15 protein-coding genes are annotated in these 20373 nt (G+C 48.6%); 9 read left to right on the forward strand and 6 right to left on the reverse strand.

Going from position 1 to position 20373, the window contains the following annotated elements:
• Positions 1 to 21 precede the first annotated feature (21 nt).
• From AC07OI_RS07580 to AC07OI_RS07620, 9 genes are all read left to right on the forward strand, one after another.
• Positions 22 to 675 (forward strand): 2-dehydro-3-deoxy-6-phosphogalactonate aldolase, encoded by a 654-nt coding sequence (locus tag AC07OI_RS07580; protein WP_492704192.1) that lies wholly within the window; start codon positions 22 to 24, stop codon positions 673 to 675.
• 183 nt (positions 676 to 858) lie between these two features.
• Positions 859 to 1884 (forward strand): SMP-30/gluconolactonase/LRE family protein, encoded by a 1026-nt coding sequence (locus AC07OI_RS07585; RefSeq protein WP_492704193.1) that lies wholly within the window; start codon positions 859 to 861, stop codon positions 1882 to 1884.
• A complete protein-coding gene (locus tag AC07OI_RS07590; RefSeq protein WP_495257172.1) occupies positions 1884 to 2906 on the forward strand; it encodes an arabinose ABC transporter substrate-binding protein in 1023 nt (340 codons plus the stop codon). The genes AC07OI_RS07585 and AC07OI_RS07590 overlap by 1 nt, the downstream gene beginning before the upstream one ends.
• 13 nt (positions 2907 to 2919) lie before the next feature.
• Positions 2920 to 4437: an L-arabinose ABC transporter ATP-binding protein AraG gene (gene araG, locus AC07OI_RS07595; protein ID WP_495256785.1), complete on the forward strand. Its 1518-nt coding sequence runs from the start codon at positions 2920 to 2922 to the stop codon at positions 4435 to 4437.
• An 18-nt stretch (positions 4438 to 4455) separates the two neighbouring features.
• A complete protein-coding gene (gene araH / locus AC07OI_RS07600) occupies positions 4456 to 5475 on the forward strand; it encodes an L-arabinose ABC transporter permease AraH (protein ID WP_495256786.1) in 1020 nt (339 codons plus the stop codon).
• On the forward strand, positions 5475 to 6275 hold the full coding sequence (locus tag AC07OI_RS07605) for an SDR family oxidoreductase (protein WP_495256787.1): 801 nt from the start codon (positions 5475 to 5477) through the stop codon (positions 6273 to 6275). Before araH ends, AC07OI_RS07605 begins: the two co-directional genes overlap by 1 nt.
• 23 nt (positions 6276 to 6298) lie before the next feature.
• Positions 6299 to 7246 (forward strand): LysR substrate-binding domain-containing protein, encoded by a 948-nt coding sequence (locus AC07OI_RS07610; protein ID WP_495256788.1) that lies wholly within the window; start codon positions 6299 to 6301, stop codon positions 7244 to 7246.
• Positions 7247 to 7649: 403 nt separating this feature from the next.
• Positions 7650 to 10820 carry a TonB-dependent receptor gene (locus AC07OI_RS07615; RefSeq protein WP_492704198.1) on the forward strand — a complete coding sequence of 1057 codons (3171 nt, stop codon included), beginning with the start codon at positions 7650 to 7652 and terminating at the stop codon, positions 10818 to 10820.
• 154 nt (positions 10821 to 10974) lie between these two features.
• Entirely contained in the window at positions 10975 to 12900 is a 1926-nt protein-coding gene (locus AC07OI_RS07620; protein ID WP_495256789.1) for a family 43 glycosylhydrolase, read from the forward strand.
• 80 nt (positions 12901 to 12980) lie between these two features.
• Here the strand turns inward: AC07OI_RS07620 and AC07OI_RS07625 are convergent, their stop codons facing one another.
• The 6 genes from AC07OI_RS07625 to AC07OI_RS07650 all read right to left on the reverse strand — a co-directional run bounded on the left by AC07OI_RS07625 (position 12981) and on the right by AC07OI_RS07650 (position 19994).
• Positions 12981 to 14357: an FGGY-family carbohydrate kinase gene (locus tag AC07OI_RS07625; RefSeq protein ID WP_495256790.1), complete on the reverse strand. Its 1377-nt coding sequence runs from the start codon at positions 14355 to 14357 to the stop codon at positions 12981 to 12983.
• Between the two features lie 7 nt (positions 14358 to 14364).
• A complete protein-coding gene (locus AC07OI_RS07630; RefSeq protein ID WP_495256791.1) occupies positions 14365 to 15381 on the reverse strand; it encodes an ABC transporter permease in 1017 nt (338 codons plus the stop codon).
• Positions 15378 to 16385 carry an ABC transporter permease gene (locus AC07OI_RS07635; RefSeq protein WP_495256792.1) on the reverse strand — a complete coding sequence of 336 codons (1008 nt, stop codon included), beginning with the start codon at positions 16383 to 16385 and terminating at the stop codon, positions 15378 to 15380. The genes AC07OI_RS07630 and AC07OI_RS07635 overlap by 4 nt, the downstream gene beginning before the upstream one ends.
• A complete protein-coding gene (locus AC07OI_RS07640) occupies positions 16382 to 17953 on the reverse strand; it encodes a sugar ABC transporter ATP-binding protein (protein WP_495256793.1) in 1572 nt (523 codons plus the stop codon). Before AC07OI_RS07640 ends, AC07OI_RS07635 begins: the two co-directional genes overlap by 4 nt.
• Positions 17954 to 18126: 173 nt before the next feature.
• Positions 18127 to 19131, reverse strand: coding sequence for a rhamnose ABC transporter substrate-binding protein (gene rhaS / locus AC07OI_RS07645; protein ID WP_495256794.1), 1005 nt, complete (start codon positions 19129 to 19131; stop codon positions 18127 to 18129).
• Positions 19131 to 19994: a DeoR/GlpR family DNA-binding transcription regulator gene (locus tag AC07OI_RS07650; protein WP_492704207.1), complete on the reverse strand. Its 864-nt coding sequence runs from the start codon at positions 19992 to 19994 to the stop codon at positions 19131 to 19133. Before AC07OI_RS07650 ends, rhaS begins: the two co-directional genes overlap by 1 nt.
• Positions 19995 to 20373 lie beyond the last annotated feature (379 nt).

A 20373-nucleotide genomic window follows, 5' to 3' on the forward strand; every position in this document is an offset into this window, starting at 1 on the left:
CACGCAATCTGGAAGAATTTCATGAAAACCATCCCCGCCACATTCGATCAGGCATTTGCTGATTTGCCCTTGATTGCCATCTTGCGTGGCATACGCCCCGAAGAAGTGGAAACACTATCCACTGATTTGTATGAAGCCGGTTTCCGCATCATAGAAGTCCCGCTGAATTCACCTTCTGCGCTCGAATCGATAGGCATATTGAGCCGTTGCCTGCCAGCAGATGCCTTGGTGGGAGCTGGCACGGTGTTGAGTACGGATGCCGTACGTCAGGTGCGTGACGCTGGTGGGCGCTTGATCGTCATGCCGCACGCTGATGTTCAGGTCATCAAGGAAGCCAAAACCCAGGGCCTGTATTGCGTGCCAGGTGCCAGTTCACTGACGGAGGCATTTGCTGCCATGTACGCAGGTGCAGATGCGGTCAAGCTTTTCCCCGCTGAACTGGTCACGCCACCGATAGTACGCGCCATGCGTGCCGTCTTGCCAGCCAGCTTGCGTCTCTTGCCTGTGGGTGGGATTACTCCGGACAATATGCAGGCTTACTTGAAGGCTGGCGTCAGTGGATTTGGTCTGGGGTCTGCCCTGTATAAGCCAGGGATGGATGCTGCAGCAGTAAGGGTGCAGGCACGCAATTTTGTCAGAACGATCAGGGAAGGCGTGGAGAAAAACCATTCTTGATATTTAAATTGGGAGCTATGCCAAATTCATATACATAATACGAAAATTCATATTTGTTCGGGATAGTTGGAATTGTTATTTTATTGTCTGTATTGAAAAGAATTTGCTGGCGATCAGGATCGCTGGCACGCAAGCATCTATTAGCAATAAACATAATTTTTACACAGAATACCTATAGAAGTCATGCCACTTTCTCATATTGCATCATCGAGTGACAAAACGAGCAGTCTGCAACAGGCCGTCGCGCATTCTGCCACTTTGGGTGAGGGCCTGAGCTGGCATGGTGTCACAGAAAGCTGGTGGTGGACCGATATTGAAGCCGCAAGCCTGCAAACCTGGAAGCCTGGTCAAGCTGTGGTCACGTACAGATTGCCAGATCGCCTGGGTTCTTTCGCTCACTGTCGTTCTGGCCGTATTTTGCTTGGTTTGGCAAAGCGCCTGTGTTTTGCCAGTTTGCCAAAAAATACAGGAGCACCTGCTTCATCTGCACAGTTGACGGCGAGTGCAACTGCGGCAGTCCAGTTGGCGGTGCAGTCACTGGTTGCGGTTGATCCGGCAGAAGCTCGCACACGTGTGAATGATGGGCGTACCGACAGGCGTGGTTATTTCGTATTTGGCACCATGAATGAAGCGCCAGAAAAACGTCCTATTGCCAGTTTTTACCAGTTTTCCATGCCTTATGGTTTGCGCCGGCTGGCTTTGCCTGCCGTAGCAATTGCCAACAGTATTTGCTTTAGCCTTGATGGCAAGATCATGTACTTTACCGACACATTAAGTCGTCGCATACAACAATGTGATTATGACGCTGAAACTGCCAGTGTTAGTAATATCCGTTTGTTTGCCGTACCGGAAGGCGATAAAGCCTATCCAGACGGCTCTGTCATTGACAGTAATGGATGCCTGTGGAATGCAGAGTGGGGCGCTGGCAGTGTTGCCCAGTACGCGCCGGATGGGCATTGCCTGCAGAGACTATCCGTGCCGACCAAAAATCCTACCTGCCCTGCATTTGGTGGCGCCAATGGCGACTATCTCATGGTCAGCAGCGCACGCCAGGAAATGAGTGCCGAAGAGTTATTACGTATGCCGGCTGCTGGCAGCTTGTTTGCGATGCAGATGGATGCACCGTTGGCAGTAGCAGATGTCTTGTTTGATGACAGTGATGCTGGCTCTGTATTGCCCTTAGCCCCAAAAACAATAAAGAGACAATGATGATAAAAAACGCAATAAAAAAAGTAAGTGCGCAGCTCTTGAGTGTCATCGGCACCACTTTAGCTGTTGGCTGTTTCAGTCTTGCAGCAATATCGGCAGCGCAGGCTGCTGATCCTGTAAAAATAGGTTTTCTGGTGAAACAGGCTGAAGAACCCTGGTTTCAGGATGAATGGCGTTATGCAGAACAGGCTGCCAAGGAAAAAGGGTTTTCCCTGGTGAAAATAGGCGTGGCTAATGGTGAGAAAATGATGGCTGCCATAGATAACCTGGCTGCGCAAAAAGCCCAGGGTTTTGTGATTTGTGCGCCTGATGTCAAACTGGGTATGGCGGTTGAACGTGCCGCCAAAAGAAATAACCTGAAAGTGATGTCGGTCGATGACCAGCTTGTCGATGGTAGTGGCAAGCCAATAGCATCTATTCCGCACATGGGTATTTCGGCCTATGAAATTGGCAAGCAGGTTGGGCAGGGGCTGGTAGAAGAATTGAAATCACGTGGCTGGAATATGGCTGAAGTCGGTGCCATGCGGATGGCATTTGATCAGTTACCTACGGCTCGTGAACGTACTCAGGGGGCATTAGATGCATTAAAGGCTGCGGGTTTCCCGGCAACCAATATTGTGGATGCAGCACAGGCAAAAACGGATACAGAAAGTGCCTTCAATGCTGCCAATATCGCTTTGACCAAACAAACAAAATTCAAGCGTTGGCTGGTTTTTGGAATGAATGATGAAGCTGTTCTTGGCACAGTGCGTGCAGCCGAGGGCAGGGGCTTGCGCAGTGATGCCGTGATAGGCATAGGCATAGGCGGCAGCAAAACCGCATTGAATGAATTTGCCAAACCCAATCCAACTGGATTTTATGGCACCGTACTGATCAGTCCTAAGCGTCATGGTTATGAAACATCAGTGAACATGTATAAATGGATAGCTGAAAACAAGGCTCCTGCGCCACTGACACTGACTACCGGTGTCTTGATGACACGTCGCAATCAGAGCGATGTACGTGCAGAATTCGGACTCTAGGATACAGTCGCTCATGTCATCATCTCAGGCTCCATCTCTTCAGTTTGAAGATGTGTGTAAATATTTTCCGGGTGTGAAAGCACTTAATGGCGTCAGCTTTGAAGCCCATGCGGGTACGGTACATGGCTTGCTTGGCGAAAATGGCGCGGGTAAATCGACACTCTTGAAAATACTGGGTGGTCAGTACAAACCGGATGGCGGGCGCTTGTTGTTGAATGGACGCGCTTGTCATTTCTCGTCTGCCGGTGATGCCATCGCAGCGGGCATCGCAGTCATTCATCAGGAGTTGCAATATGTCCCTGAACTGACGGTGGCAGAAAACCTGCTACTGGGACGCTTGCCGCAAAAGCTGGGTTTCGTGAACAGGGTTGAAGCACGGCGCCAGGTAAGCCAGCGTTTGCAACAAATGGGCGTGGATCTCGATCCGGATGCCCGGCTCTGTGATTTGTCGATAGCACAAAGGCAAATGGCAGAAATATGCAAGGCCTTGCTGCAGGACGCACAGGTTATTGCCTTCGATGAACCTACCAGCAGTTTGTCATATCGCGAAAGCGAAATTCTGTTCCGTCTGATACGTGATCTGCGTACAGCAGGTCGCACCATCATCTATATTTCACACAGACTGGAAGAGTTATACGCTCTCTGTGACACCTGCACGATCTTTCGTGATGGTCAAAAAATCGTCACCCATCCGGTAATGGCCGATGTGCCACGGGATGTACTCATCAACGACATGGTGGGACGTGAACTCAGTGATATTTACGATTACCGGCCACGCCAACTACAGTCTGAAAGGCTGGTGGTAAAGCAGTTGAAAGGCGAGACGCTAAAAGTAGCTCAAAATTTCAGTGTGCGCGGTGGTGAAGTGCTTGGTTTCTTTGGCCTGGTTGGCGCTGGCCGCACCGAGTTAATGCGGCTCTTATATGGTGCCGACAAGAAAAGTGCTGGTTACAGTGTGACGTTGGATGGTGTCAATGTACCTGATCATGGGCCAGCCGCAGCTATAGAGGCAGGCATAGTCTTGTGCCCTGAAGACCGCAAAGAACAAGGTATTCTGGCAGATGCATCCGTCGCAGAAAACATCAATATCAGTTGTCGCCGTCATGGCTTGTTGGTGGGTCTTTTTTTAAGACACAAACATGAAGCAGAACTGGCTGATCGCTTTATTCAAAGGTTAAAAATAAAGACACCGAATCGCGAACAAGAAATTCGCCTGCTGTCAGGTGGCAATCAGCAAAAAGTGATTCTTGCCCGATGGCTGGCAGAACCAGGTTTGAAGGTACTGATACTGGACGAACCAACGCGTGGAATAGATGTGGGCGCAAAAAATGAAATCTATCGCATCATTCATGAAGTCGCCGAGCGTGGTTGCTGTGTGATTGTGGTGTCAAGTGAATTGCCTGAAGTATTGGGAATTTGCGACCGCGTCATAGTCATGCGTGAAGGGCAGATCAGTGGCGAACTTGAGCGCAGCCAGGCAAATGAAGCAGCAGTTTTGCAACTGGCGCTGCCTGATTTGCAAGTGGCATAATTTTTACAGGAATTTTTCATGTCTTCCCTTAATCCTGCACAGACAGATGATGAAACAGTAGTTCAGCAAATAAAACCGAGACAGAACAACAGTATGAAGACGACCCAGCACTGGTTGCATGAGCAGAGTATGCCATTGGCATATGCCTTACTTTTTATTGTGTTGTCCTTCACAGTAGAAAATTTTTTCTCAGGTACCAATATTGTCGGGTTGATGCTCTCCGTGGCACAGATAGGCATGGTCGCCTGTACAATGATGATGTGTCTTGCTTCACGTGATTTTGATTTGTCCATAGGATCGACCATTGCCTTCACTGGCGTGCTGGGGGCGATCATCCTTGAACGTACCGGCAGTATCACACTTGCGGTTGGTGGCGGTTTGCTAGCTGGTGCATTGATAGGTGCAGGCAATGGCGTGTTGATTGCCTATTTGCGGGTGAATGCCTTGATCGCTACACTCGCTACCATGTTGATGGTGCGTGGTCTGGCTTTCATTGTTTCAAAAGGCCAGGCAGTGGGTATTTCCAATGAGGCGTTCATCAGTTTTGGTGATGGCCGTATTTTGGGATTGCCGTTTCCGGTGCTGGTTGTTGCGGCCTGTTTTTTGATATTTGGTATTCTGCTCAATCACACGGTATTTGGCAGAAACACTTTGGCGATTGGTGGTAATCCAGATGCCGCAGGCCTTGCAGGGATCCGGGTTGAACGCTTGCGTATCTGGATATTTCTGTTGCAGGGTCTGGTGACTGCATTGGCTGGCCTGATACTCGCATCCCGCATCACCAGTGGCCAACCAAATTCGGCGCAAGGTTTTGAACTTGATGTCATCTCCGCTTGCGTACTGGGTGGCGTATCCCTGCAAGGTGGAAAAGCCAGAATCACCGGGGTACTGGTCGGTGTGCTGATTATGGGTACGGTAGAGAACGTCATGAACTTGCTGGATGTAGACGCTTTCTATCAATACCTGATGCGCGGCTTCATTCTGTTGGCTGCTGTATTGCTGGACCAGTTAAAAAGCCGGTCTGCGCGCAAATCATAATGTCCTCACCAGTCAATAATACTCAGGTGCCCGGAAGATTGCATGGCAAAGTCGCTATCATCACTGGCTCTACCTTGGGCATAGGCGCAGCTATCGCACGCCTTTTTGTGCAGCAAGGCGCGCGCGTTGTATTGAATAGTCATAATCATGATGCCGCTGCTGAACGTATCTCGTCTGAGCTTGGGCCTGAGCATAGTCTTTTTGTTCAGGCAGACGTCGCTGATGCCAGTGCCATGCGAACCCTGGTAGACCAGGCGATAGCCAGATTTGGTAAAGTGGATGTGCTGGTCAACAATGCAGGCATGAATGTATTTTCTGACCCCTTGCAAATGACAGATGAAGAATGGCAACGTTGTTTTTCTGTCGACCTGGAAGGTGCCTGGAATACTACCCGCGCCGTCTTGCCGTTCATGCTTGAACAGGGTGCTGGCAGTATCATCAATATCGCTTCTGTACATGGGCATAAAATCATACCGGGATGTTTCCCATATCCAGTTGCCAAACATGCTTTGATAGGCCTGACGCGGTCTTTGGGTATGGAGTATGCAGCGCGCGGAATACGAGTTAATTCCATTTCACCTGGTTTGATACTAACTGAAGCCATACAATCCTGGTTTGCCAGTTGCCCTGATCCAGTAGCAGAACAACAACGACAAGCCTCCTTGTTGCCTTGTCGTCGCATAGGTGAGCCTGAAGAGGTCGCTTATACGGCGGTTTTTCTTGCTAGTGATGAAGCACGTTTCATCAATGCCACCGATATCTTGATTGATGGGGGGCGGTCACAGTTGTATCATGATTGACCTTAGTCTTTACTGCTGAAGCCATGAGCAATTCCAGCCCCGACCGTTTTGTCCGTACCCATCTGAAAACACGTCATCTGGTGTTATTGGTTGAATTGGGACGCCACGGTTCCATTTTTCATGCGGCTGAGGCTGCTCATCTGACTCAGCCTGCGGCATCCAAATTGCTGACAGAATTGGAATATGCTCTGGGTGTACAGTTGTTTGAGCGTCTTCCACGCGGGATATCACCGACCTGGTATGGCGAGATCATGATACGCAGGGCAGGTGCGGCGCTGGCAGAAATGAATGCCGCCCACCAGGAAGTCATGGAGTTGTTGTCAGGTTTAAGTGGCTTTGTCTCGATAGGCTCGGTTATGACTCCATCGACGAATCTTATCCCACAAGCAGTAAGCCTGCTTAAATCACGCCACACGCGCTTGCATGTTGCCATACAAGTTGATACCAGCAAAATACTGATACAGCGTTTGCGTGCAGGTGAGCTGGATATGGTGATAGGACGTATCCTTGATTCTGAATCTGCCGCGGAATTAAATTTTGAGCCCTTGACCGATGAGCCTCACAGCCTGATTGCACGTAGCAAGCATGCGCTTGCATTGCGTAAAAAATTGACTCTGAATGATCTCGCGAAAGAGGCCTGGATACTTCCCCCGAGTGGCAGCATTCTGCGCGATCGCCTGACCTCACTGTTCTTGTCTCATGGTCTTGATCAACCTATAGAAACGGTAGAGACCCTATCGCTGCCAGTGATTACGAGTTTATTGATGGCCAGTGATATGGTGGCGGCTTTACCGGAAGACCTGATCCGCACCTATCTTGATTCTGATCTGTTGACTGTGCTCCCATTTGATCTGGGATTGCGTATGGATGCCTATGGTATTGTCACCAGAAAGCAACATCGCTTGTCACCAGGTGCACAAGCCATGCTCGATATCTTGCGCGAGTTGGCAGTGCAAGGTGCTGGCAAGTAAGTCACGGGGCATTTCAGCTATTTGTTTCCTGCATTTCTTAATGAGGGAATTTGAATGCCTTATCTGGCCTTATTCTTAAGGACTTGACAAACTCTATCCCATTTTTCGCTTTGTTTTTTTGATGTTTTTTATTTCTATTATTGCATGCTGCATCGCATGAAAATGCGTTGAAAATCTGCAATCAGCTTTAATCATTTTTTCATCTTCTCGTCTTAAACGATCAAATTTCTGCTTAAAAACCAATCACTTTCTTGATTCTTTTTTTTATGAACGTAATTGGAATTAATCATCACTTAAAATCTTTTTCATTGAATGAGCTGGATTTAATGACATACCAAATTTGATAGTCGGAATACAGCTAATAACACAGGCCATAAATGGCCGACAAATGGAGGAGACAATTGTGTTAAACAATCGCAGCAAAAAAGAATTTTTTAATCCTAAGCTCAAAGGCACAGCCTTGGCCGTACTTTCTGTTTTGGCTGCCAATTCAAGCATGGCACAAGAAGCAAAAAAACCGGCAGAAACTAAAGAGCAGGCAGATCATGTTGTCGTTGTTTCCGGTACGCGCAAATCAGTAGCCTCGGCAATTGATAGAAAACTGCGCGCAGATACGGTAGCTGATTCCATTGTTGCTGAAGACATCGGTCAATTCCCGGACAAGAACGTCGGTGAAGCACTGTCGCGGGTTACAGGTGTGCAACTGGAACGTTCGTTTGGTGAAGGTACCAGTGTTTCCATTCGCGGTGTTGAGCCGGACTTGAACAGGATTGAAGTCAATGGTGTTTCAGTGTTGAGTACAACCGGTGGAGCCGGGCGTGGTGCTGATTTGCGTGAATTGCCTGCAGAACTGATTTCTTCGATTGACGTTATCAAAGGTGTGACAGCCAATATGACCGAGGGCGGTATTGGTGGTTCGGTACAGATTACGACACGCAAGCCACTCGATTTCAAAAAAATGACTGTCGTTGGCAGTGTCGCTGGTGAGCAGGCGCCACAGCGCGGTGGTATACAGCCACGCGTCAATCTCTTTATCACTGATAAATTCTTTGATAACCGTCTTGGACTGATGGCGAATGTCATTTACGACAAGGTGTTGACGCGTGGTGATTTTTCGCGGAATACTTCATGGCGTTATTTCCGTGACTGGGACTTTTCGGCGCAAAAAACAGTACCCAGTATTGATCCGGTATTGGCAGGAGTGGGCTCCAAAGCTGATTGCTCCAATTTGAGTAGCCCAGCGAATGCAACACAGACTGCAGCTGTTGCTACAGCTGCTCTGCAGGCAAGCTGCATATCACAGTGGAATGATTATTCGCCACAGATTGCGCGTTACGGTATTTGGGAACGTGATCATGAAAGAACTTCGGCCGAACTGACCGCTCAATATAAATTTACCGACCGCTTGAATGCCTGGGTAAGTTACCAGACCAATATTCAGAATCAAAAACTGAGGGATTACAACTACGGTACAGATTTCAGTGCAGTAACGCGCTTGTCAGGTACAGGTACTTTACCGACCTATGCCGCAACGACTGCTGTACCGACTGGTGGCTCATGTACACCGGTTTCAACAACCACGACGCCAGCCGGGATGATTGTGGAAAATCATATTGTTACTCAGTATGTGCTCGGCAATTGCCTGGTGCCAGGTAGTGCGGCTTCGCCAAATGGCGGGCAAGCAGGCTTCAGTACATCCCTGCGTGATTTTGGCTTGAAGATTGATTCGAAATATACGACAGCGGGTTTTACTTATAAGGGTGAAAGCCTTGATGTAGAAGGCTTGGCATCAACTGCCAAATCTACTTACAGCAGCGATTCAAATAATCTGATATTGACGCAGAATGCTCCAGGTCTGCAGGTGAACCTTGATTCTTCCGGGCTGCCACGTTTCACTTTCCCTTCAGGCTACAACCCTTCGAATCCAAATTCTTATGTTGCTGCTCAGTTGCAGTATCGTCCTTCAGAGACGATCAACAAAGAAGACCAGCTCAAGCTTGACTTTAAATATAAGCTGAAGACTGATTTCTTGTCCCGCATCTGGTTTGGCGTGCAGTCGCAGCAGGCAAAATCCAGTCAATATAATGGCGGTGGTTACCTTGCAAGTGCAGGCAATGACTTGAACAGTACAGCAGACGATGTTTATGTGCAAACAGCAAATATCAACCAGACTTACAGTTACGATCCATTGAATACGACCAATGTGGTGCGTGCGACAGTGGGCCCGACAAATCTTGCTGACGCGAATGCATGGACCAGGTCAGTCAATGGTTCTGCAATGGCTGCGCTGGCGCAATCTGTATTCTCGACTTCGCCTGGTACCTTCTTCAAGGGGTATAGCGGCATCAGCAATGTGCCCACAAACTGGGTTGCTCCTTCATTTGCAAATGTGGGCTCCAACTTTGATCTGACCCACTTTAACCATGATTACCTGTATAACGCCCCTGGTAGTGACGGTAAAATGTATGCACAGATTCCTGCCTATGTTGTCGATGAGAAAGTGAAATCAGTCTATCTGCGAGCAGACTTTGACACTGAATTGTTTGGTAAGGATATCTTCGGTAATATCGGTGTCCGGTATACGCAAACGCGCGATGTCTCTCAGGGTTTGTTCAAGCAACAGATCAATGTCGAGAAAACACCTGGCTCCACAACTTTTAATACAGTCATTCTGTCGAATTCCATTACCAGCATAGACAATACTTATTCGAATGTATTGCCAAGCTTTAACGCCGGTGCATGGTTGATACCAAATCAGTTCCTGGTACGTGTAGGTTGGGGTAAGGTCATGGCCAGGCCAAGGATCCTGGATATCGTCCCGAATGCGACATGTACCAAGAATAGCGGTGCCGCACAATTTGGTGGCGATGGTACAGATGATTGCACAGCTGGTAACCCTGCCTTGAAACCATTCCAGGCAAGCAATACAGATCTGAGTCTGGAATATTATCCAAATGCTGACAGTCAGCTCAGTCTGGCAGTATTTCGCAAGAACATCACTGTTGGTAATAGCGTATCGACTAACGTGAAGAATGTGGATCTGTTCAAAGACGGCACCTTGTGGGACGTCAAGATGCCTATCAATTACCCTGGTGCTGTGACGCGCGGTATAGAACTTGCTGGCAGGACGGCACTCACTTTCTTGCCTGGCTTCCTCAGCGGTTTTGGTGTTGATGCCAACTATACACGCATGAATTTTACCTATGCGCCAGGAACAGAGCGTTTGAATCCTCTGGATAACTCGATTTTGCCATATGCTGGCCTGTCCAAAAATGCCTATAACCTGGGTCTGTGGTATGACAAGGACAAGTTCAATGCACGGCTTGCCTATCACTATCGTGACCGTTATTACACAGGTACCAATGATGTATCTGGTAATCCTAACTTTATCGAGAAAACCGGTTACCTGGATGCGAAATTTCAATATCGTTACAGCCCGTTTATTACTATCTCATTCGAAGGCAAGAACCTGACTGATCAGGCAAATATCACGGATGCAGGTGATCTGTCACGTCCGAATGAGCTGGCATGGTCTGGTCGTCGTTACTTCATCGGTGTCTCGATCAAGAATTAATTCGTAAAAATTTTTGTTAATCGCAGTATTTGACCCAGCCATGCTAGTGCAGATGGCTGGTTTTTTATTGCACGCTATTATTTTTAAGTTATTTCCTATGACTTCACATGTAAAGTACCGGATTGCCATCCTTAGCCTGATATGGATAGTATTAATGTCTGTCGTTAGTTCGCTGTCTGCCCAGCCTGTCTTTAATAATCCATTAGTGAAAAATCGGGCAGATCCGCAGATATTTTTACACACAGATGGCTATTATTACTTTACTGCTACAGCGCCAGAATATGATCGTATCGAGTTGAGACGTGCACGCAGCATCAATGAGCTGGGTACAGCAGATGTCAAAATCATCTGGCGCAAACATGCCAGTGGCACCATGAGTCATCACATCTGGGCACCAGAATTACATTTCATTGATGGAAAATGGTATCTGTACTTTACAGCTGGCAGAGCAGATGCGATCTGGGACATACGCCTGTATGCGCTGGAAAACAGTGCACTCAATCCTGTTGAGGGAGAGTGGGTAGAGCGGGGTCAGATCAAGACGGGTTGGGAATCGTTTTCACTGGACGCGACCACCTTTTCCCATGTAGGCCAACGTTACATGGTGTGGACGCAACGCGATTCTGCGCCCGATAAAAAGAATACCAATATCTATCTGGCGAAGATGGATACACCTTTGTCCATTACCGGGCCGGCCACTTTATTGTCGCGCCCAGACTATGAATGGGAAAAGCGTAAATACGAAGTCAATGAAGCACCAGCAGTATTGATCAGGAATGGTCACATATTCATCACCTATTCAGCCAGTGCTACCGATGAAAATTACTGTATGGGTTTATTGACAGCGCCAGCAAACGCAAATCTGCTTGATGCAAAGGTGTGGAGCAAATCTGCACAGCCTGTATTCAAGAGCAACGCCGCAAGTAATCAGTATGGACCTGGGCATAACTCCTTCACGACTACTGTGGATGGCAAGACTGATGTACTGGTATATCACGCACGTGATTACCGGGAAATCAAGGGAAATGCACTGAATGACCCGAACCGGCATGTTCGTGCTCAGACATTTAGTTGGAACGCTGACGGAACACCAGATTTTGGCCAGCCTGGTGCGCCCATGATTAATCAGGGCAAACGGGCCGCCAAACCTTTGTTCAGAGATCCCATCATGGATGGCGCTGCAGATCCTGTGCTGGTGCGCAATACAGCATTGGGGAAATGGTGGATGTTTTACACCAACCGACGGGCTAATGTTTCTGATGCACCTGGCGTCGCCTGGGTACACGGGACACGCATAGGCATTGCTGAATCAGATGACGAGGGTGCCAACTGGCATTACATAGGTGAAGCAGACATAGCGTTGCCACCATCCATGGGCGAGCTTGAAGCTACTAATTGGGCGCCGGATATCATCCGGGCTGATGATGGCAGCTATCATATGTTCCTGACCGTGGTGCCCGGCATCTTTAGTGACTGGAAGCACCCTCGCTACATGGTGCATCTGGTCAGCCAGGATTTACGCCACTGGCGTAATGCCAGGGTATTACAACTTGCTTCTGAAAGAGTGATTGATGCCACGGTGCTGCGCTTGCCAGAAGGTGGGTATCGGATGTGGTACAACAATGAAGTGGACAAGAAATCTATTTACTATGCTGACAGCGCTGACCTGGAAAATTGGATAGACAAAGGCAAGGCCGTAGGTGACCAAAGCGGGGAAGGGCCCAAGGTTTTTCGCTGGAAAGAGCAATGGTGGATGATTACTGATGCGTGGCGCGGATTGGCCGCATACCGTTCGGATGACTTACTGAATTGGAAGCGTCAGTCAGGTGGAAACCTGCTGGAGATGCCGGGACATGGCGAAGATGACGGCGTCATCGGCGGACATCCCGACGTTGTCGTGAATGGTGACAGGGCATTTTTATTTTACTTCACTCACCCGGGGAAGCGTGGTGCAGATCAGAAAAAAGACGGTAAGGAACAGAGACGCAGTTCCTTGCACGTAGTCGAGTTATTGCTGACGGAGCAGGGCTTGCAGGTTGATCGCGATGCGCCTGCCTATATCCGTTTATCAAATGAGTAGTTATTGAATAAATGCAAAATGGGAGCGTGATGACAAGGCTTCCATTGTTGAATTGATGAATTACCGAGACCGATAAAGACTTATCTGGACATCACCAATTCGCGCCACTTGGCTTTATACGCTAGCCAGCCTTGAGGTTTCAATTTGTTCGTGGCATCTGCTTGTTCACTCACGACTGGCAATTGGTCCCAGTGATGAAGCATCCAGGCCCCGTAAGTGGTGCCGCTGGTATCATTTGACAGCATGATGCTTTGCATTGGTCGCAAGCTGGCCAATAATGCTGCCAGGTAAGGGTTGTTAGTGAAACTTCCCTCAATAATGATATCGCCTTCAGACCCCAATTTTTCCAGGCAATAATCTGTCATGAGTACGCAGTACAGAGTGGCGAGCGCATACCTTTCCTGCATGTTTTCTGGTGCCTGTCCTGATATTTTGGCCAATTGTCCAGAAAACGGGCCGCCTGATTCGGCAAAGCAAGGGAGTGCGTAGGTATTTTGGCTGATTAGTCTGGACAGGTCCGATGGGCTGCATGTGACAGGTTCTTGTCCAGCCAAAGTTGCAAATTCTCGCCCGCCCATAAAGCGCATGCATGAAACTGCCTCACCCAGCACATTGGTGTTGGCCAGCATATCTGCATGTTCGTCCAGCCTTTTCTGATCTGCACCCAAGGCGGCTGCGATCATCCAGGTACCCGTTGATAGTACAGTACGATGCGTATTGCCTGTATTTTTCATATGCCTCAGCAGGGATGCATTGCTGTCATGCACACCACATACTATTTGACAATTTGCTGGCAAACCGGTTTCCATCGCCAATGTGGGACGTATCGTTGCCAGTCTGGACCATGCTTTTTGCATGGGTGGGAAAAGGGATGTCCATCCCTTTTTTTCCACTAAAATAGAGTATGTCTGCTGGCTGGTGTCCCACAAATCAGTATGACAACCCAAGGAACTGACTTCAGTTGCGGCAACGCCAGATAAGCGCCACGCCCAGTACTGTGGATACATCAGTATATGTGAGGCTTTGGCAAACTCATGCGGATAGCTGTTTTGCAGCCAGGCCAGTTGGCGGCCCAGATTGAGGCCCGCTGGCAAATCAGGAGAATAGCTTTGCTGGTATGGCGGGCGTAGCGGCTGATATTGATGATTATCCCGCTCAGGCAATTCTGACTCATAGTCCAGAACTGGTAGCATCAAGCCTTTATCATTCACTAGCGCAGCAGTTGCACCATGGGTCACAGGGATGATTGCTGACACCCTGGCAATCCTGGAAAACTCACTGAATACCTGCAGCATCCACGACCATATCCTGTCGGTATCGTGATGTGGATAGATACCATCCTGGATGATGTTATTAGCGCAGCGTTGCTCGGCCAAAGTATTTGCCTGCGCATCCAGCAAGCTGAGTTTTACATTGGTCTTGCCTATGTCAAGGATGATGCTGGCATTCTGCTTCATTTGCTTTTTATTTTCTTTGTTTCTTAAGATTCATCAGGCGGGGCAGGGCAATAGTGATCAGCAACAGGATACCTACTATGATGGTCATGATAATGCCAGGGATATTTGCCAATGCCATACCGTAATTGACGATGCCCAATGTCAAAACTGCCAGGAACACACCGATAATGGTTCCGGCACCACCTGCAATGCTGACACCACCCAAGATCACCATGGTAATGATTTCCAGTTCCCATCCCGTGGCAATATTCGGGCGCGTACTGCCGATACGACCTGTCAGGAAAAATGCAGCCAGGCCAGCCATAGAGCCGGTCAGTGTAAATAGCATGAAACGATATTTATCGACCGCCACACCAGAAAATCTGGCAGCAACAGGGTTGTTGCCAATCGCATAGATGCGGCGTCCCCAACTGGTTGCATGGAGCAGAATCGCAAACAGTACGACAAAGACCAACAGGACGATGAATTGTCTGGGAATAAGATCAAAGAAATAGCCCTGGCCCCAGTCTATCAATAACTGAGGATAAGAAGTAAATGCCTGATCGCCAAGCACGACGCTGGCCAGGCCACGAAACAATGACACACTGCCTATCGTCACGACGATGGAGGGAAGGGCAAAGCGTGTCACCAGCAAACCATTCAAACTGCCACAGGCTGCACCGGTAAATATGGCGATGAATAATAAAGTGTAAGCAGGAAAACCATGTGAATTAGCCAGCCCCATGGCAACTGAACATAATGCCAATATGCCGGACACAGAAATATCGATCTCGCGGCAGATGATCAGCAAGGCCATGGGCAAGGCGATCAATGCTTTTTCACTGAAATTGAAAGTGCCATCAGCCAGATTGTGCAAATCAAAAAAATTTGGTAATACCAGGCTGTTGACAATGAAGGCCGCGACAAACAGCATGGCCAGCAGGGTCTCCCAATGCGAGAAGATTTTTTTAAACTGAAAATCTTCCCGGTCGCGTATGGTGTAGCGTGAGTTGTTGCTTGATGGTGTCATGGTCGTTGTGTTCACGTACTGCTCCTGATTGCATTTTTTTGCAGCAACTGCAAAGGCAAAATCTGGCGGCTGCTTTTCTTATTGCTACGCGCATTGATCATTACAGCGGTAAGTATCACAACGCCGGTCAGTGCGCTTTGCCAGAATGGAGAGATTTTCATGATAGGCAGGGCGTTGTTGATGACTGCCAGGAACAGTGAACCCAGCACGGCTCCAGATACTGTACCTGCACCACCGGCGATATTGATGCCGCCAATAACGCAGGCTGCAATGACGGTAAATTCAAAGCCATAGGCAATTTCTGTATAGGCCACTGCGTAACGCGCCACCCACAGATAACCACACAAGCCAGCCATCAAGCCCGACAAGCCATAGGTCCAGAACAGACGGCGCGGAGTAGGGATGCCAATGTAGTTGGCCGCATTCGGTTGATTGCCAATAGCATACAAGTCTCTGCCAAAATGCGTATAACGGGCAAGATACCACATCACCGCAATAACGATAGCGGCAATCCAGACCAGGTGCGTAATCCCCAATAACTGACTGAGCGGGAAGGCAATGAAGTCTGCAGGCATCTGGTGCGACGATACCCAGGCACCACCAGACAATACAAATACCAGGCCGCGGTAGACACTCATGGTGCCCAGCGTTACGACAATAGGTGGCAAGCCCAGATAACCGATCAGGTAACCATTGATCAGGCCCAGACCAAGGCCAATGGCGATTGCCACCAATATAATCAGCAACAGGGGTAGGTCAGGGAATTTTGACGCCAGCAAGGCAGACATCATGCCTGACAGTGCCAGATTGGATGCCACTGATAAATCAATACCACGTGTAATGATGACAAACATCTGGGTCACCGCCAGCATGATCAACAGCGTGCTGTCCGTTAACAGATTGGACAGGCTGGATACGCTGAGAAAAACCGGTGCACGTAGTCCAACCAGGCTTATCATAAAAACGATCATGAATCCCAGCAATACTTCCCTTTGCTGTAAATACTTCAAGTGCTTCATGCTATTTCCTCTGCCATTTCCCTTACTAGTGCATCGCTGCCAGATGCCGCAGCGACTACGTTCTCTGGTGTGGCATGTGCTCTGTCAAATATTTTTTTGATATGTCCCTGATGCATGACGATAACTCGGTCAGACATGCCCAGTACTTCCGGTAATTCGGACGACACCAGTATCACTGACAATCCGGTTGAAACCAGTTCACTGATGAAGCGGTGCACCGCAGCCTTGGAACCAATATCGATTCCCTTGGTTGGCTCGTCCAGAATGATGACTTTGGGTTTGGTTGCCAGCCACTTGCCCAGGATGACTTTTTGCTGGTTGCCGCCAGACAGCTCGGCGATCAGTTGCGTCAAATGACTAGCCTTGAGTTCCAGTTGTTCGCTGTAGTGTCGTGAAATTGCAGCTTCTTCGCTGCGTCGCTTGCCCAGCAGAAAGCCTATGCGGTCCAGGATAGGCAAGGTGATATTTTGCTGCACCGACATGGTCAGATGCCCACCTTGATGCTGCCGGTCTTCTGGCACATAGGCTATGCCATGGGCTATTGCATCTTTGGCTGATTTGATGGCCAACACCTTGCCTTCCAGGCTTACGCTGCCACTAACGTCACTGCTGAGCCCGAACAGGGCTTGCATGACTTCTGAACGGCCCGCACCCACCAGACCATAAAACCCCAGAATCTCCCCCTTGCGTAAAGAAAAACTGACATTGTCAAACTCGGTAGGATGACAAAAATCTTTTACTTCAAGCAGAGTGTCGCCTATGGCCACGTCTTGCTTGGGGAAGGTTTGATGGATGGAGCGTCCCACCATGAGGGACACCAGATCTGGTTCCGTGATATCAGCCAGTGCGCCTTCGGCAACAAAATGACCGTCACGTAAAACGGTATAGCGATCGGCCACGGCATAGATTTCATCAAACTTGTGTGAGATGAAAATCACTGCTGTTCCAGCGGCGCGCAGTTGCCTGATGATGCGGTACAACTCTTGAATTTCCCGCTGTGACAAGGATGCGGTGGGCTCATCCATGATGACCACGCGCGCATCTTGCGACAGGGCGCGGGCAATTTCGACAAAATGGCGTTGTGCCACGCTCAGGTCCTTGACCTTGGCGCGTACCGGCAGCGACACTTCTAATCTGGCAAACAGTTTTTCAGACTGTGCTTCCATCAATGCCCAGTCCACCCGTGCCGGAAATCCATGCATGGGCTGACGGCCTATGAAAATATTTTCTGCCACCGTCAATTCATCAAACATGACGGTTTCTTGATGGACAGCTGTAATGCCTGCCAACATGGCATCTTGTGGATTGGCGAAGCGAACTTGCCTGCCAGCGATGTGCATGCTGCCACTATCCGGTTGATAAATGCCAGTCAGTGTTTTTACTAAAGTGGATTTTCCTGCACCGTTTTCACCGATCAGTGCCATGACTTCGCCTGCACGCACATTGAGCGCAACTTCATGCAATGCAATGATGCCCTGGAAGCGTTTACAAATACCTGTCAATGCCAGAATAGGTGGTGCCGGTGAACCGTCCGGGGCGATAGGAAACGGATTGTGCTCGTTCGTCATTAACGTCATTAATATAAGGCAAGGCGATAATAGAAAAGAAGTCAGTTGTCTGCATCAAAAAATAACAGGCACAAGCATCTGCTGCAGGTATGAATTTTTACAAACAACTGACCTCTATTTGCAGGCGGCCCATTGAAGCGAATCACGGGCCGATACTGAACATGTATCTTTACTTAAAAGATCTTGGAGAATTGCTCTACATTCTCTTTGTTATAAGTAAACGGCGGGGCCATCGCTGCCTCACCATTGGCATCAATCGCAATCGTACCCATACGGCCTATGGTAAAGTTGCCACCTGCCTTGGCATTTGGGTTCCCTTTGACAAATTCATTGGCGATATAAGTTGCAGCATAACCAAGATCGATAGGATTCCAGATGGCGAATTCCTTGACCGCACCGCTTTTAACATGCCCAGCCATTTCTGATGGCAAGCCCAGGCCGGTAACGAATACCTTGCCTACCAGTTTTTCATCGACCACGGCCTTGCTGGCAGCGTTGATACCAACAGTGGAAGGGGAAATAATGACTTTCAGATTTGGATTGCTGCGCAACAGGCCTATCGCTTCGCGGTAACTTTTATCAGACTGGTCATCACCATACACAGTTGCCACCAGTTTCAGGCCAGCAAACTCAGGCTTTTCCAGGCCTTTTTTCATGACGTTGATCCAGATGTTCTGGTTGGTCGCCTGGGCGGATGCGGACAAGATAGCGATTTCACCCTTGCCACCAGTCGCATTGGATGCCATCTCCAATTGCTTGATCCCTATCAATTCAGCATTGGATGGATTAAGCTGCATCAACCGGCCTTCTGGTGCGATCCCGCTGTCGAAAGAGATGACCTTGATGCCGCGTTGCATGGCTTTTTTGGTAATAGGCACCAGGGCATTGGCATCATTTGCTGAAATGACGATGGCATTGACCTTTTGGCTGATCAGTGAATTGATAATTTCTATCTGGCCTTCGGCACTGGGTGTGGTCGGGCCTGTGTAAATGATCTCTACATTGCCAATTTGTTTGGCCGCTTCTTTGGCACCTTCATGTGCAGCATCAAAAAAACCATTACCCAGATTTTTAACAACGATGGCAATTTTTGTTTTGTCTGATTTCTGTTCACAACCCTGCAAGGCACCCAGCATGCCAAATACAATTGCTGCCAGTAATACTTTTCTTCTTTTCATCAAACTGTCTCCGCCTGGAACATGCTTGCAGACTCGGTGTCATAAGCATTTGTAAATTTATTTAATATGTCTTTTGCAGGTAATTCTTCCGGTGCCACAGTAATGACTTTGACGCCAGACTGCTCTAGCAATTGCACGGCTGAGTCGGATGCATAATGATCAGTGATGAGGCAAGACACGCGATTCAAACCGCAGAGTATGAGCCCGGCTTTCTTGGCGAATTTTGAGCTGTCTGCCAAAACGATCAGTTCCTCAGCCTGACTGATCAAACGTTTTTCAGCCTGTATCAAGAGCGGGTCAACTTCCATCAGACCCAGCAAAGACAAGCCATACACGCTCATGAACATTTTGCCAGCGTAATGGTGCTGAGTGATGTCGTTGTCAAAAGGGCTGAGGATGACATTCTGTTCGCGATACACGCGGCCGCCAGGGACGATGATTTCATTTTCACTGGAGACCAGCAGGCGTTCTGCCATCATGAAAGAATTCGTCAGTATCTTGAGCTTTTTATCAACCAGGAACTCAGCCATCATGAAAGTCGTTGTGCCGCCGTTGATGATGATGGTTTCGCCGTCGTTGCACATGTTTGCCGCATAGCGCGCAATAGCTCGCTTTCTGTCGGCATAGCATTTGATATTGTTCTGGAAGGTTTCGCTGGTGAGTGCAATTGAGCGCTTTACCTGCTGCAGGTTTTCTGCACCACCACGTGTGCGGGTAAGCAGATTGCGGGCTGCAAGCCAGCTGATATCACGCCTGACTGTAGCCGGGGATGCACTGAGCCAAGCAACCAACTGTTGGACGCTTGCTGAATTATGCTCGGCGAGCAATTTTAGCAAACGCTTACGACGTTTGTGATTTACCATTTTTTGTCTCCGTCTATTGCCGTCTATTATCTTTATCGCGGCATGCACCAGTCATTAATTCGTAGCAATTTGCTGGCATATGGCGAGACTAATCACTTAAAAATCGGGCGTCAATCATATATTGATCAAATGATTGATTATTTACCTCCACATTAATCTGGCTCTGGAAATTTCAATCATCATGCTGACTATTGCGACTTCGATCAGCTTCTTGATTGCTTCTGTATTGACACTCAAAGCTGGCTGTTTTCTACTGACTGCCACTGCCAAAACGGACAAAATGCTTCACATGAGCAAGTGATGTGATTGATCCGGTCAGCCCTTGATCACTTGGGGCTTCAGGCTAATGAATTTGTCATAAAAACACTAATTAATCACG

This window comes from Undibacterium sp. GW821-FHT07F11, assembly GCF_059418665.1.